This window comes from Desulfohalobium retbaense DSM 5692 (assembly GCF_000024325.1).
GTDB lineage: Bacteria > Desulfobacterota > Desulfovibrionia > Desulfovibrionales > Desulfohalobiaceae > Desulfohalobium > Desulfohalobium retbaense.
Genome location: NC_013223.1, coordinates 2,256,711 through 2,271,548 on the forward strand (window position 1 = coordinate 2,256,711; position 14,838 = coordinate 2,271,548).

Annotated in this window: 10 protein-coding genes; 4 read left to right on the forward strand and 6 right to left on the reverse strand. The window is 61.8% G+C overall.

Annotated features, from left to right (window positions below):
- Positions 1 to 9: 9 nt before the first annotated feature.
- Both DRET_RS09830 and trkA read right to left on the reverse strand, forming a co-directional pair.
- Positions 10 to 1,458: a TrkH family potassium uptake protein gene (locus DRET_RS09830; protein WP_015752396.1), complete on the reverse strand. Its 1,449-nt coding sequence runs from the start codon at positions 1,456 to 1,458 to the stop codon at positions 10 to 12.
- Between the two features lie 2 nt (positions 1,459 to 1,460).
- Positions 1,461 to 2,822, reverse strand: coding sequence for a Trk system potassium transporter TrkA (trkA, locus tag DRET_RS09835; RefSeq protein WP_015752397.1), 1,362 nt, complete (start codon positions 2,820 to 2,822; stop codon positions 1,461 to 1,463).
- Between the two features lie 495 nt (positions 2,823 to 3,317).
- On the opposite strand from trkA, the gene DRET_RS09840 reads away from it, so the two are divergent.
- The 4 genes from DRET_RS09840 to DRET_RS09855 all read left to right on the forward strand — a co-directional run bounded on the left by DRET_RS09840 (position 3,318) and on the right by DRET_RS09855 (position 6,915).
- Positions 3,318 to 4,082 (forward strand): enoyl-ACP reductase FabI, encoded by a 765-nt coding sequence (locus DRET_RS09840; RefSeq protein ID WP_015752398.1) that lies wholly within the window; start codon positions 3,318 to 3,320, stop codon positions 4,080 to 4,082.
- Positions 4,083 to 4,335: 253 nt separating this feature from the next.
- Positions 4,336 to 4,686, forward strand: coding sequence for a phasin family protein (locus DRET_RS09845; protein ID WP_015752399.1), 351 nt, complete (start codon positions 4,336 to 4,338; stop codon positions 4,684 to 4,686).
- Between the two features lie 8 nt (positions 4,687 to 4,694).
- Positions 4,695 to 6,338, forward strand: a complete 1,644-nt coding sequence (locus DRET_RS09850; protein WP_015752400.1) for an ABC1 kinase family protein — start codon at positions 4,695 to 4,697, stop codon at positions 6,336 to 6,338.
- A gap of 22 nt (positions 6,339 to 6,360) precedes the next feature.
- Positions 6,361 to 6,915 (forward strand): HDIG domain-containing metalloprotein, encoded by a 555-nt coding sequence (locus DRET_RS09855; RefSeq protein ID WP_015752401.1) that lies wholly within the window; start codon positions 6,361 to 6,363, stop codon positions 6,913 to 6,915.
- A gap of 6 nt (positions 6,916 to 6,921) precedes the next feature.
- Here the strand turns inward: DRET_RS09855 and DRET_RS09860 are convergent, their stop codons facing one another.
- The 4 genes from DRET_RS09860 to glgA all read right to left on the reverse strand — a co-directional run bounded on the left by DRET_RS09860 (position 6,922) and on the right by glgA (position 14,814).
- Positions 6,922 to 10,320 carry a UvrD-helicase domain-containing protein gene (locus DRET_RS09860; RefSeq protein WP_015752402.1) on the reverse strand — a complete coding sequence of 1,133 codons (3,399 nt, stop codon included), beginning with the start codon at positions 10,318 to 10,320 and terminating at the stop codon, positions 6,922 to 6,924.
- The gene (locus DRET_RS09865; RefSeq protein ID WP_015752403.1) at positions 10,320 to 10,724 is read right to left on the reverse strand and encodes a VanZ family protein; all 405 of its coding nucleotides are present in this window, start codon (positions 10,722 to 10,724) and stop codon (positions 10,320 to 10,322) included. Before DRET_RS09865 ends, DRET_RS09860 begins: the two co-directional genes overlap by 1 nt.
- Before the next feature lie 52 nt (positions 10,725 to 10,776).
- Positions 10,777 to 13,518: a PD-(D/E)XK nuclease family protein gene (locus tag DRET_RS09870; RefSeq protein ID WP_015752404.1), complete on the reverse strand. Its 2,742-nt coding sequence runs from the start codon at positions 13,516 to 13,518 to the stop codon at positions 10,777 to 10,779.
- A gap of 75 nt (positions 13,519 to 13,593) precedes the next feature.
- The gene (gene glgA / locus DRET_RS09875; protein WP_015752405.1) at positions 13,594 to 14,814 is read right to left on the reverse strand and encodes a glycogen synthase; all 1,221 of its coding nucleotides are present in this window, start codon (positions 14,812 to 14,814) and stop codon (positions 13,594 to 13,596) included.
- Positions 14,815 to 14,838: the final 24 nt, after the last annotated feature.

Sequence of the window (14,838 nt, forward strand, 5' to 3'; positions counted from 1 at the left end):
GATCACGGACTATTTGCGCCAGAATTCAGGGACCAAAAGGATAATGACCGTATAGATTTCCAGGCGCCCAAGAAGCATGCAAAAGGAGAGGATAGATTTGGCAGCCAGCGGCAGGGAGGCATAATTGTCCGTGGGGCCGACATCGCCGAGACCGGGGCCGATATTGCCGATACAGGCCACCACCGCGGCAAAGGAGGTCATGATGTCCACGCCCATAGCCGCAAGGGCGAGGGCCGAGAGGAGAAAAAGCATCAAAAAGAGGATGAAAAAGCCCCAGACACCGCCGAGGATCCCTTCCGGGACCGAGCGTCCACCGAGCTTGACCGGAACAACGGCCCTGGGGTGGATCAGGCGGATCAATTCCCGGTAGGACTGTTTGACAAGTAAAATCACGCGCATGCCTTTGATCCCGCCGCCTGTGGACCCGGCACAGCCGCCGACGAACATGCAGAAAACGAGAAGCGCCTGGGGCAGAGGCGCCCAGAGTTCATAGTCGGCGGTGGCATAGCCGGTGGTGGTCACAATAGAGATGACCTGAAAGGCCGCGTGCCTGAGCGAAAGCCCCCAGGAGGCATAGATATCCCCGTACACGAAGACCGTGCTCAAGAGCGTGCAAACGCAGATCAGCAGAAAGAAAAACCGGAACTCCGGGTCCCGCCACAGCGCCAGCGGTTTCCCGCGAAGCAGTTGGAGGTGCAGGGCGAAGTTGGTTCCGGCGATGAACATGAAAACGATAATCACCGTATCAATATAGACAGAGTCGAAGGCGGCGATGGAGGTGTTTTTGGTCGAGAAGCCGCCGGTGGCCATGGTTCCGAAGGTGTGACACAGGGAATCAAAGACATCCATCCCCCCGCCGAGCAGAAGGATGAATTCCAGAAAAGAGAACAGGGCATAGACCTGCCACAGCAATTTGGCCGTGTCCTTGATCCGCGGACGCAGTTTGTCCGGGGTGGGGCCCGGCACTTCGGCCTTGTAGAGCTGCATCCCGCCGACACCGAGAAAGGGCAAAATAGCCAGCGAGAGGACAATGATCCCCATCCCGCCAAGCCAATGGGTCAAGCTGCGCCACATCAAGATGCCTTCGGGCAGAGCTTCGATGTCGGAAAGAACCGAGGCCCCGGTCGTCGTAAACCCGGACATGGACTCAAAGATGCAGTCGATAAAGGACGGGAAGATGTCCGCGAAGAAATAGGGCATGCCGCCAAAAATGCCCGCCGCGGCCCACCCGAGGGCGACCACAGCCATCCCTTCGCGGTGGGTCATGACCTTGACCTGGTATTGGCGCAGCGCCAGGTACATCCCCAGGCCCACGGAACAGGTCAGGGCGATCGACTCCAACAAGGGCAAAACAGAGCCGTCACTGTAGTACAATCCGAATCCCAGCGGGACGAGCATGGACAAGCCGGTGAAGAGAATCACCAGCCCGACGACCTGCAGCGTGTACCCCCAGCGCATGGTTACAGATACTCCAGTTTGACGGTCAGCGCCTTTTCCACCCGGGCTATATTGCGCCTGGTCGACAGGACGATGACCCGATCATTGGGTTCGATGATCGAATCCCCGGTAGGGATGATCACATCCTCTCCCCGAATGAGGCACAAGACAATCGCCCCCTGCGGAAAGGGCAGGTCCTTGATCGGTTTGCCGACCAGTTCCGATTTGTCCTGGGCGATGGCTTCCAGCGCTTCCGCTTCTTCCTTGATCGAAATGGCTGAAATGACACGCCCTTCCCGGACGTGCTTCAATATGGCGTTGACCGCAGAAAGGCGCGGACTGACGGTGTTTTCCAAACCTACAGTGCGCACCAGCGGGAGGTAGGCGAATTTATTGATCCGGGTGATGGTCATCTTGGACCCGAGATTCTTGGCCAAAAGCGAACAGAGCACATTGTATTCTTCATCGCCGGTCACCGTGACCACCACATCCATGCTGCGGACATTTTCCTCCAGCAGCAGGCCCTGGTCCGTGCCGTCGCCCTGAAGGACGACAGTCCGGTTCAGATTCTCGGCCAGAAATTCGCACCTGGCCCGATCGATTTCGATGAGTTTGACGTGCACGTTGCGTTTTTCCAGACCCTTGGCCAGCTTGAATCCGATATTGCCGCCCCCGATAATCAGGACGTTGCGCAGGGTCTCACTATGGATGCCAAAGCCTGTCAGCACCTTGTTCAGATACTGGTCCTCACAGACAAAGTAGATGAGATCGCCGTCTTTGAGCGTGTTATCGCCCTGGGGAATGATCAAGCGATCATTGCGGATGATAGCCGCGACGATCAGCCGCTCGTGCCCAACCTTTTCACGGAGGTTGAACAGCTTGGTCCCGGCCACGGGACTGTCCTCGCGAACCCACAAACCGACAAGCTTGATCCGCCCCTCGGAAAAATCACTGATATCGACAGCCCCCGGGGCCCCCATCAAGCGTTCAATGGTCCGGATAACCTCTTCTTCAGGGTTGATGACCATATCGATATCCAGAATATCCTTGGCCAGGACCTCCTGGTAGTCGGTATATTCGGGATTCCGGATCCGGGCCAGTTTGCGCAGGCCAGGGGACAGGATATTGGCGAAGGTGCAGGCGATCAGGTTGATCTCGTCGCTGTCAGTGACGGCCAGCAGGATGTCGGCATCCCGCACCCCGGCCTTCTCCAGAACTTTGGGACTCGACCCCGAGCCCAGCACTGTCTGGACGTCGAGTTGTTCCGAGACCCGGTCAAGCACCTTTTCATTGATATCAATGACCACGACATCCTTGTCTTCCGACGCCAACCGGCTGGCAATATGGTAGCCGACTTCACCGGCCCCGATGATGATAATACGCATACACGCCCCAATCACCTCCCTGGCCGCCGTGCCTCTTGCACCGTTCACGCTCCAGGGGCTGCCAAATTGAAAACTGCGGTCCCGCCCCTGTCGCGGCACCGCGACCGGACTCGGGACGACCGCCCAGACGAAGCCCTGTGGTATGCTTCCGGATCTGCTTTGGCAACCTGAATCCGGACCCGGGGCCGCCATTTTTCTATAAAAGCCTGGAAAAAAAAGAGAAACAGCACAACTTAAAACATACTGCCACCGCATACAAAGCAGGGGCCAATCCCAGCCACACGGTGCCCACAGGCCAAAGACTTGCTTCAAGGACCATCTCCAAGTATGGCTGGCCATGGCTGCCTTTCGTCAGTGTCGCTGCGCGGAAGCCCGCAAACCGCACACAACGCGACCTGAGCAGCCTTCAAACAAGGACCATTGCGATGCCCCTGAAGAAATGGCGGCACCGCTTTCGCTTGCCCTCCACCGCAGCACGAACACAGGAGTCCGTATATGCTACTTCAAGGGAAGAAAGCCCTTATCACCGGCGTGGCCAACAACCGCAGCATCGCCTATGCCATCGGCAAGGCCTTCAAGGACCAGGGCGCCCGCCTGGCCTTCAGCTATCCCGGCGAAGCCCTGCAAAAGCGGGTTGAGCCCCTGAGCGAAGAATTGGGGGGCGAATTCACCGTGGCGATGGATGTCACCGACGACACCGAAATCCAGCAGGCCAAAGACATCGTAGCCGACAAATGGGGTGAAGTGGATGTCCTGGTCCACGCTATCGCCTTTGCCCATCGCGAGGACCTCAAAGGCAGATTTCTCGACACTTCCCGCGAAGGCTTTGCCACCGCCATGAACATCTCGGCCTACTCCCTGGTGGCCATGTGCCACGCCTTCGAACCGCTACTCACCCCCGAGGCCTCGGTCATGGCCCTGACCTACTATGGCTCACAAAAAGTCGTGACCAATTATAATGTCATGGGCGTGGCCAAAGCGACGCTGGAAGCCAGTGTACGCTACCTGGCGGTCGACCTGGGCCAGAAGCAGGTCCGGGTCAACGCCATCAGCGCCGGACCGATCAAGACCCTGGCTGCCTCGGGCATTTCCGGTTTCAAGACCATTCTCAACCACATCGAACAGCGCGCTCCGCTGCAACGCAACGTGACCCAGGAGGATGTCGGCAACACCGCAGTCTATCTGGCCTCCGACCTCTCCCGCGGCACCACCGGCGACATCCTCTATGTGGATTCCGGCTACAATATCATGGGTCTCTAGCAGATCGGGCAAAAAACGTGCCCCCGTGCCCTGTGGGCCGGATGGTGGCCAAGGTCTGGAGATATTCCCGGCAGAGGCGAAAATCCGGGTACCTTTTCGCTTGTCCATATTCCGCTCCAGGCCCGTTTCAGATTCACAGTCACGGTCGTGCCAAGCTGTCTTGAACGCCCACCCTTGCACTCGTCCGGGACAGCCTGTAGTCTTTGCGCATTACTGGACAAGTTTGAACTTTTGGCCATGCAAGGAGGCCCGTATGCTGGATACCCTCAAACGCTCCATTCTCGCTAGTCTGGGCGCGGCCTTTATCACCAAGGACCGTGTCGAAGAGGCCATGCAGCGTCTTGTCGAACGCGGTGAGCTGACCCGCGAGGAGGCCCGACGGGTCACCGAAGAAATGGCCGCGACCGGCGAACGAGAACTCGCCGAAATCCGTGACGAAATAAGCAAAGCGGTTACCAATTCCCTGGAAGGGTTGCACATCGCGACCCAGAGCCAGGTCGAGACCCTTGAGTCCAGACTCAAGGGCGTCGAAAGCCGCCTGGGACAGCTCGAGGCTCAGGTCGAACGTTTAGAACCCGCCACTGAAGAAGCCGCCCCCGAATAAGGATCCCCGTGGACATACACGCCATTGCCCACCTGGGGCGCTTCAAGGACATCGTCTTTATCCTCTTCAAGTATGGCTACGGGGATATTCTGAGCCGACTCGACATCCCGAGTCGGCTCAGACCGTATAAGACGCCCGAAGTTCCCAAAATGGGGACCTGGGAACGCCTCAGGCGCATGCTTGAAGACCTCGGGCCAACTTTCGTCAAATTCGGCCAGATCCTGAGCCTGCGCTCAGACCTCATCCCGGCCCCCCTGGCCCGGGAACTGAGCCGCTTGCAAAACGATGTCGCGGCCGGCCCCTTCGCGCCCATCCGCCGTCAACTCGAAGCCGAATGGGGCGTCGAGCTGGATGAACTCTTTGTGGATTTCGCCACCACGCCCCTGGCCGCAGCCTCCCTGGCCCAGGTCCACAAGGCGACCCTGCGGCAAACCGGGGAGGAAGTCGCGGTCAAAGTCCGCCGCCCAGACATCGAGAACACTGTTCAGCGCGACCTGTACATCCTGGATGTCCTGGCCCGGCAACTTCATGAGCACGTGGAATTTCTCCAGTTTTACGATCTGCCGGGCCTGGTCCGCGAACTCAAACGGTCTTTGCTGCGCGAACTCGATTTTCGGCGTGAAGCTCGCCATATCCGCATCGCCGGGGCCAATCTGGAACACAATCAATACGCCCACATCCCGGCGGTGCGCGAAAACCTGACCACCTCCAAAGTCCTGGTCCTGGACCTGGTCCAGGGCCATTTGCTTTCCGAGGTCGGAACCCTGCCGGACAAAGAGCGCCACCAGCTCGCCCGCCAAGGCATTCGGGTCACGCTGCAGCAGGTGCTCCAGGACGGCTTCTTCCACGCCGATCCCCACCCCGGCAATATCATCGTCCAACGCGACGGCCACTTTACGCTGCTCGACTGGGGCATGGTCGGACGGTTAACCCCGCTGACCCGGCAGCGCCTCCTGGACATGGTCCGCGGGGTCATCACTCGGGACAGTTCCAGTATCCTGGAAACCCTGCTGCTCTTTGCCCGGCACAGCGAGCTGGAGCACAAGGACGCCCTGGAACGGGAGATTCTGGATATCCTCGATATCTACCACAGCCTTCCGTTGGGCCAGATCCAGATCGGCCAAATCCTTATGGAATTGACCGGCCTTTTGCGCCAGCACCGCATCCAGATCACCACGGATCTGGCCATGATGGTCAAGGCGATGGTCACTGCTGAAGGCAGCGCCCGCCTTATCTGCCCGGACCTGAATATCATCAACGAGGCTCGGCCCATTGTGGAGCGGCTGTTTCGCAAACGGTACAGCCCAGGAACGCTGCTGCGCAATCTGCGCCGGAGCATGCACGACTTCGGCGCCATGTATAAGGACCTGCCCCGCCAGACCCGGAACATCCTGGAGAAGATGGAACAGGGCGCCTTCACCATCCGCTTTCGCCACGAAAACCTCTCCTCGCTGCAGCAGACCTTGCAGGCCGCCACGAATCGGCTGACCCTCGGCCTGCTGACAGCAGCCATGATCATCGGGTCCTCCATGATCGTGACCACCGGCGTCAAACCCCTGCTTTTCGGATACCCCGCCCTGGGGATCGTCGGCTTCATTCTTTCCGCCCTCTTCGGGCTCTGGCTCATCATCGACATCATCCGCCGCCATTGACGCAAGCAATCAAGGAGCGCTCATGTTCAACCGGGAACAGGCCTTGGCACTGCTCAAGGAACACACCTCAGAAGAACACCTTTTGCACCACGCCCTGGAAACCGAAGCGGTCATGCGCCACCTCGCCCGGGAGTTGGGTGAAGATGAAACCGTATGGGGTTTGACCGGGCTGGTCCACGACATCGACTACGCCCAGACCAAAGAGACGCCGGAGCAGCACGGCGTTCTCGGAGCGCAGATGGTTGCGGACCATCTGCCGGACGAAGCCCTCCAGGCCATTCGGGCCCACAACAGCGAAATGACCGGGGTCGCCGCCACGACCCGCCTGGACTTCGCCCTGCGCTGCGGCGAGACGGTGACCGGCTTGGTCCGGGCCAGCGCCCTGGTGCGCCCGAACAAAATGGAGGGGCTCAAACCCAAGAGTCTGAAAAAGAAAATCAAGGACAAGAGTTTCGCGGCCAATGTCAGTCGGGAACGGCTCGCCGAATGCGACCGTATCGGCCTTGAACAGGGGGCTTTCCTCCAGCTGGCGATCACCGCGGTCCAGGAGATCGCCCCTGAGGTGGGACTGGAATAAAAACGGTTAGGTGTCTTGCCCTTCCCCTTTCCAGGCCCACTCCCGCCATCCCTGGACAAGCGGAAAATAGAGCCCCAAACGAATGGGCCGCTTTTCCCACAAGGCCACGAGGCGGGCGTAGGTTTCGAGTTGCTCGCGGTAGCGCTCCTGCTCACGATCCAAGAATGCCTCCAGGTCCGAGCCGCTGTGCCTCCCCGCCTTGTAATCCACGATCCAGCGCTGCCCCTGTCCATCGACAAAGGTGCGGTCCAGGACCACTGAATGGAGTTCTCCATCCAGGGCACCGGTCAAGGGATACTCGCAGCGGGCCTCACTGTGGGAAGCAAGAAGCCACTGCCCGCGCCGGTCTGACAGGATCTGCGCCAGGGCCTGCTCCACCCGATCCACCGCCGCGCTCAACTCAGGACCAACGACCCCTTCGCCGACCAGATCGCGCCGGAACGCCTCGCGACACCTGGCCAGAGAACGCTCGTGCCAATGCTGCTCCGTTTCCTGGGCCACCCGCATCAGCCACCGATGGATCACGGTTCCGATCCGCCGCACGGTCCGGCCGGCCCAATCGAACTCAGGGCGTTCAACCCGGCTCTGGCCCTCCACTCCCCGCGCACTGCCCCCCACGCGTACCGGAACTGCCGGCACCTCCCAGTTTGCGGGCAATCGTCTGAGCCAATACCCTTGTTGGGCTTCCGGCTGAACGCCCTCCTGGTCCTCCGCCGCCCCTTGGCACGCTTCAAAGCGGTCCTTCACATGAGGCCAGAGCAGTTCCAGAAGTGATCCGGACACGGGGGCAAGCGTCCCGTCGGCGCGCTGTTTGGCAGCTCCGAAAAGATGCAGCCGCTCCCTGGCCCGGGTCACGGCCACGTACAACACCCGCCCTTCCTCAAGACGGGTCTTGGTCTTCTCCAATTGCTGGATATACCTGTATGTCGCCTCGGGTTTCCCGCCGGTGGGCGGAACCGGTGCCAGCAGCAGGTCCTCACCGCCAGTGTCGCGCGGCACCTCCTGCCACATGAGCAGCCTCCGATCCACCGGAGGTGTGCCGCGACCAAGTCCCGGGATGATCACCGTCTCGAATTCCAGCCCCTTGGCCTTGTGGATGGTCATCAATTGCACCCGTGCCGCCCCGTCGGGTTCCGGGCGGGCCCGCAGATTGGCGAGGCCTTCCTCCACCTCCTCCGGGGAGGGGGTTCTGCCGCCCGTCGAGAGGTGCCGGAGGAGTTCAAAAAACACCCTCGCGGCTTCCTGCTCGTCCGCATCTGTCAAACACGCCGGCCCGCCAAGGGCGTGCCAGGCCATCTCCACCCCCTTGTAGAAGGCGATGTATTCGCGCTGTTCCAAAACAGGACGCAGACTCCCCACAACCCGTTGCAGACGGTGTTGCCCTGAGGCCGAAACGGTCTGCTCCTGAACAGCCCCTTCGAGAGCCGGCCACAAGGGCCCCGAACACTCCTGCGCCACCGTGCAGAGATCCCCTGCGCTGAGACCGCACCACGGGGCCCTGAGCACGGCGAGCCAGGCCAGACGGTCTGCCGGGCGGGCCAGGGCCCGGGTCAAGGCGAGCAGATCGCTGACAACCGGCTTTTCGATCACGGGATCGATATCCACGGCCTGAAACGGGATGCCGTCGCGGCGCAAGCGTTGGACAATCGGGACCAGATGATTTGCCGCCCGGGCCAGCACAGCTATGCGCTCATGCTGGGGCACCGTCTCCAGGGTTGTCTGGATAGAGGCCGCCACCTCCTCCGCCTCGGCCGCTTCATTTGCCGCGCGGCGGGGGTGCACGGACACGGCGTGCTCCGCGTTCGCTGCCCGTATGGTCTGCGACGGGGTGTACGGCACCGCACCGGTCATCGCCTCCGGCTGGGTCGGCATCACGTCCGGGAAGACCGCGTTGACCCAGTTGACCACCCCGGCCTGGGAACGGAAGTTGACCGAGAGAACCAGCGGTTCCAAAGGGATATCGCCGATGCCGTTGCGGGCGGCCTGCAAAAACAGCCCGACTTCGGCCTCGCGGAAGCGGTAAATGGACTGCATGGGATCGCCGACCCCAAAAAACGTCCGCCCGTCATCCGGTTGCCAACCGGCAACGAGCCGCTCCAAAAGCTCGAATTGGGTCACGGAGGTATCCTGGAATTCGTCCATGAGGATATGCTGAATACGGTAGTCCAGACTCAACGCCAGATCGGTGGGAGCCTGGGGCTCGCCAAGGGCGTGGCGGGCCTGCATCCCGATCTCGATAAAATCGACTTCCCCGGCGCCCTGGAAAACGAGCAGGAGTTGGGCCGTGGCGAGTTTGAGGACCGCCAACAGGGCCTGGAGCACGGTCCATTGTGCATCGCTGTAGTTGCCTTCCGGCAGTCCCCGGACCATCTGCAGGGTCTCCAAAAGCCCCTCTTCATCGGCGAGATCCGCAACCAGAGACTGCCACCGCTCCTTGGAGTCCTTGGCTTGCGCCTTCTGCGCTGTCCCAACACTGCTGGGGGCGGGAAACCCGAGCCCTTTGGTGACCGATTTGCGCCACTGGTTGCTATCCGTGAGCAGAAAATCACAGACGTCACGCCAAAAGGGCAAAGCGGCTGGATCCGGGTCGGGAAATTCCTCAACTCCCAGGCAATTTGCCAGCAAGGTTTTCCCATCGCGTTCGAGATTGGCGGCGGCGTACCGCAGCAGTTCGAGCAGTTCCTCGCCCCGCTCGTCGCCAAAAAAAACGGTCAACTCGGCGAGCGCCCGGCTGACGATCCTGTCCAACCCCGCTTCAAGTATCTGCCGGCCCTGTCCCCTGGCGTCTTGTTGGAGCACATGCCGCAGCCACTGGTCCCGCCGGCCGAGCATATCCACCAGCAGCGCCTCGAATTGGTCGGTGTTGCCGTCGAGATGGGCGAGCAGAGTCGCCAACGGTTCAGACCACGTTTCGTTGTCCAACTCGGCCAGGGTGTTGCGGGCCGCCTCCCGGTAAAACTCCCTGGCGTCGTCGCGGATGCCGGGGGCCGCGCCAAATGAAGACAAAACCGGCATCTGCCGGGTGAGTTGCGCGCACAGCGAATCGATGGTCTGGATCTTCAATCGTGACGGGGCCTGCTCCAGTTCCCAGCCAAGGAGCTGGTCCTGTTCGCGAACCGCCCGCGCCAGACGCCAGGTCAGCGCCTCATGGGGCTTGTCCGGCGGCGTCGGATCACCGGCCCGCTGCAAGGCGGCAATGATGCGATTGCGCATCTCGGTGGCCGCCTTGCGGGTGAAGGTAATGGCCAGGACCTCTTCCGGTGCGCTTACCCCAGCGAGCAAGACGAGGTAGCGCTGGGTCAAAAGCTCCGTTTTCCCCGCCCCGGCAGGGGCCTGGACGATAAACGATGTGTATGGGTCCAGCGCCCTGCTGCGCTGCTTACCGTCGGCGAGATTCGAATCCATCACTGCGCCTTTTTTCGTGTCTCTGCCCATCTGATCAGGCTGGCCAGCCCCAGCCCGAGACCAATGCCCACCCCGTCGGCCAGGACATCCCCCAGGGCACACTGCCGCGCCGGAAAAAGCCCCTGCACCAGCTCAAGGCCAATGCCGTAGCCAAGCAACCCCACAAACAGGGCCGTGATTCGCGGTGCCACCCCATATTTTTGGGTCCTGCGCTCAGCATCGGGCACAAGCGCCCCGGCGCCAAGGAGCCCCAAGACCAGAAAGGCCAGGATGTGATTGAGCTTATCCCCGTGCGACGGTGTCAATTCCGGTCCAGCGAACGGCCCCAGGGCGGCACCCGTGATCCCGGCCAGCCCCGCCCAGAATCCCCATTTGCAAAGGCGTTGTCTTGGTAGTGCAGTCACTGGTTCTCCCCGGTCAAACTGGTCGAAGTTCTCTTCTTCTCTCGCGAGGGCCTCAGGATGGGTCCACTCCGTCGTGTTCAAAGAAAGGGTACCGCTTCCGGTCGGTCAACCGGCACAAGGACCTGAGGTCACAAAACCGGCAGCTGCGCTTTTCCTCCACCGGGGCCACCGCACACTCGCCGCGCATGTACTCCGAGACCAACTGGGTCAGTAGACCGCGCCATACTTCCAACAATTCCTGCCAGGTAAGCCCCTCGGCATTGGCTTTCATGGACTCACACGCCCGGCACCGCAAATGGACCTGGTCGTCGCCAACCACACCGGCGTATTCCAGGTGCCCGGTCTTGATGCGGGCCACAAAAATCCCCGCAACCTCGGTTTCCGCGAGCAAGGCATACAGGGGCAATTGCGGTTCCAGCAAGCGGGGGGCGAACCAATCCGAAACCCGTATTTCGCCGGTTTTATAGTCCACCACCGCCAGGCGGCCGTCGTCGAGCCGGTCGACCCGATCGCAAACGATCCGTAAACGGGCACCAGCAAAACTGGCCTCCACCCGGTGTTCCCGTTCGACCACTGCAAAGGGGGTGCGTTCCAATTCCCGAGCCGCCCACTGTTCCAGAAGCCGAGTCAGCCGGTCCTCTTCGAGTTCCCGGTGCCGCCCGGTCAACGTCATCGGGCGGCGCTCGGCGAGTTGCTCCACGCCTTTTTGGGCCCCCTTTCTGGCTGTGGCGGCGATGGTTTCGGCAGATGCTCCCTGCAACCGCTCACGTGTTTGCATTTCGGCCCAAAATGTCTCCAGGGCCTTGTGCACCAGATTGCCCCGCTCCAGGGCGGTTATTCCCGGCTCCGGCGGCCGGACCGCAGCAGCCTGGAGTCGGAACCGGCCAAAGGCCTGAAACGGACACAACGCCTGGGCCTTGAGCGTTCCGGTGCCCCCGCGCAACCTGGTGCCCTCAACCAGCGCGGGCGCGCCTTCGTCCAGTTCCCAATGGGGTTCGGCTGCCTGACCCAGCTGCTCCCACAAGGAGGGGACAGTGGTGGGCAACAGCTCATCTCGCGCGATACGGGGATGGTCGGCTAGCAGGGGGCTTGGCTGCAACTCACGGTCGCCGTCGCGTTGCGGCAAACTGAAAACGACCTCCGGAGCGGCAGTGCTCAGGCGGTGCGTCACTTGCCGGGCAAAGCGCAATTCCCGTTGCGCAGCGCAATGGGGCATGTCGGAATGGATTTGCAACGCATGGGGAAGAAGGGGGTGGGGACGGGCCGCCGGAGGCCAGACTTCGTCGGTCAGGCCCATGACCCACAGGGCATCGAAACGGCTCCCGGCCGCTTCGAGAAGTCCCAGGACCTGCACCGGATGGTGGCCGGACTCTGGTTGGAAAAGGGTCTCCCGGGCGAGCTGTTCGAGCCGCTGCAGGGCCTCACCATACCCGGCGGGTTCCAGGACCTGGTCAAATTGTTCCAGACCTTCCAGGCATTCCTGCCAAGCCTCCACTGCCTGATAGCTTGCGCTTGGCTGCCCCGAGGCCCCGGGCCAGCCAACGCTGCGGAGCACCTCGCCAAACGTTTCCGCCCATTGGCTCCAGGACTGTTTCCGAGGAAGGTCATCGAGCCGAGCCCAAAAACGGTGCAGCGCCCGGGCTGTCTCCGGGCAATCCGTTTCGCCGTGCCGAGCCAGAAAAAACTCCGCCAGCGTCCGGGTCCATTGCGGCTCGCCAACCGCATACACCGCTGCCTCCAATTCCGCTCGCGCGGCCCATTCGGACTCGCCCCCGGCCCAATGGCGGGAGCGCAACAACGCGCCAAAATCTTCGGTCTTGAACGTCGTTCGCCCAAGTCGCAGCAGCCCCAGGGCGCAACGGCCCACAGCGGTCTCAGCAACCGGTCCGCCCAGGGAGACATTGATGCAGGAAGGTGTGTCACCACCCCAGGGCAATAGCCGCTCCGGCTCAAGAACCGCTTCCAGTGCCTCAAGGACATCCTCACGCACAGCCTGAAGATTGGGAACCACAATGCCGATCCGAATCGAGGCGGACTCCTCCAGCAGCTCTCGCGCCCAGCGGGCGGCGTCATCCATCTCCTGCCGGGCGTCCGCACAGGGCACACAAGCGACCCGGCTCTGCACCTCCTGGGGCTGCAGAACCCAGACCGGGCAGCCGGCCTCGGACAGGGTCTGAACGAGTTCTTGCTGCATCGGGGAGACAAGATCAAAGCCAGCCAGGGTGACTTCCTCCGGGATATCGCCTTTGCCCTGGGCCAAAAGTCCCCTCAATGCCCGCGGCAGTCGGCCGCTATCCAGCCACTGCCGCTTGCGACACCGATCGCGGAATGCTGCTGCCCACCCAAGAAAAGCTTCGGTATCCGGCCCGGCTTCAGCCTGGATCGCCTCCTCGTTGAGACAATACTCCTGCCACAACTGCCACGCCTCCCGGGCGCTGCGGGCCGCAGCGCCGGCATTGAGCAACCGTCGACCTTCCGGGCTCTGCTGAACGGCGTCCTCCCAGACGGCGAGTTCCTGGGCCGGGGTCAGCAGGCGAGGCACGTCTGGAGAGGCCGGATCGCTCCAGATCGTCTGATAGCTCCGGCTCAGCCAGGTCGCGTAGGGCAGAATGTCCGGTGTGCGCCAAACCCGGCGACCGTGCTCCATATTCCAACGGGCGAAACGACCGCGGAGTTCCCGAGCCAGACGGTTCGTGGCCGTCACAACGAGATGCCCTGCCGAGAGAGCAGCGAACAACGTGGTCTCGGTATGTTGCGGCCACACCTCCTCAGGGGGCCGGGCCAGCTTCGGCATAACGCAACTCCTTGGCTTGGGTCCTGCCGCCGGCCGGAGTGAAATCGCACCAGCGGGACCCCGAATCGAGGCGGGTTATCCGGTCAGGGCCTGATACCATTGAATTGTCTGGGCGGCCACAGAGCGCCAACTGAAATGACTCAGCACCCGCTGCCGGGCCTGCCGTCCGAATCCCTCCCCCTTTTCCGGATCGTCGAGGACCGCATTAACGGCCTTGGCCAAATCCGCGGCAAACCGGTCGGGATCTTTGGGATCGCTGTCCTCGCTCCCCGCCGGTTCAAATCCCACCAGATACCCGGTCTCGTCGTGGACCACGATCTCCGGGATACCGCCGACACTGGAGGCGACCACCGGTGTGGCGCAGGACATGGCCTCGAGATTGATGATCCCGAACGGCTCGTAGATGGAGGGACAGACAAAGACTGCCGCATGGGCGTATAACGGTATGAGCTGCTCCTTGGGCATCGGGGTGTCGAACCAGTGCACCCGGCAATGCCCCTGGTCGCGAAGCTGCTGGACCAAGGCCTCGGTCTCCCGCGCAATCTCCGGTGTATCGGGTGAGGCGGCGCAGAGCACCACCTGGGTGCCGGAGCGGACCTGCTCCAGGGCACGCAGCAAATGGGTGATCCCTTTTTGTCGGGTAATCCGGCCCACGAACAGGACATAGGGGACCGTGGGGTCGACGCCGAGATCTTCCAGCGGGGCGGTCTGCTGCCCCGGATGGTATTCCTCGGGATCGATGCCGTTGTGGATGACCCGCACGCGCTCAGGCGCCACGCCGTACAGGGTCTGCACGTCGCTGGCCATCGAACCGGAAACCGCCACCACGCCGTCGGCATTTTGGTAGGCGGTCTTTTCCAGCCAGGTGGAGGCCCGGTAGCCACCTGGGCCCAGTTGTTCAGCTTTCCAGGGACGATGCGGCTCCAGGGAATGGGTGGTCAGCACCAACGGGATTCCCAGCAATTGTTGCAGCAAACAGCCCGCAAAATGGGTGTACCAAGTGTGGCAGTGCACGATGTCCCAGGCCTCGGCCTGAGCGGCCATGAGCAGGTTCTTGAACAGGGGATCGACCACCTTGCCCCATTGCGGATACTGCGGCCGGGCTCCGAGATCGCCGTTGACCCCATTGACCTGAAGCGTGCTGCGAGCGACATGCTGGTCCCCGAAGGCAAGGACCTCGACGGAGTGCCGGCCGTTTTCCACGCGGGCCAATTCCCGGGTTAAATAGTCAACATGGACTCCCGCCCCGCCATACACATGCGGGGGGTATTCATTGGTCAACACACCGATACGCATAACCGTCTCCTGGCTCTGTACTTT

Bases quoted from the DNA above. Each gene is read 5' to 3' on its own strand.
- DRET_RS09830 (WP_015752396.1), bottom strand. From the start codon at position 1,458: ATGCGCTGGGGGTACACGCTGCAGGTCGTCGGGCTGGTGATTCTCTTC.
- trkA (WP_015752397.1), bottom strand. From the start codon at position 2,822: ATGCGTATTATCATCATCGGGGCCGGTGAAGTCGGCTACCATATTGCC.
- DRET_RS09840 (WP_015752398.1), top strand. From the start codon at position 3,318: ATGCTACTTCAAGGGAAGAAAGCCCTTATCACCGGCGTGGCCAACAAC.
- DRET_RS09845 (WP_015752399.1), top strand. From the start codon at position 4,336: ATGCTGGATACCCTCAAACGCTCCATTCTCGCTAGTCTGGGCGCGGCC.
- DRET_RS09855 (WP_015752401.1), top strand. From the start codon at position 6,361: ATGTTCAACCGGGAACAGGCCTTGGCACTGCTCAAGGAACACACCTCA.
- DRET_RS09860 (WP_015752402.1), bottom strand. From the start codon at position 10,320: ATGGATTCGAATCTCGCCGACGGTAAGCAGCGCAGCAGGGCGCTGGAC.
- DRET_RS09870 (WP_015752404.1), bottom strand. From the start codon at position 13,518: ATGCCGAAGCTGGCCCGGCCCCCTGAGGAGGTGTGGCCGCAACATACC.
- glgA (WP_015752405.1), bottom strand. From the start codon at position 14,814: ATGCGTATCGGTGTGTTGACCAATGAATACCCCCCGCATGTGTATGGC.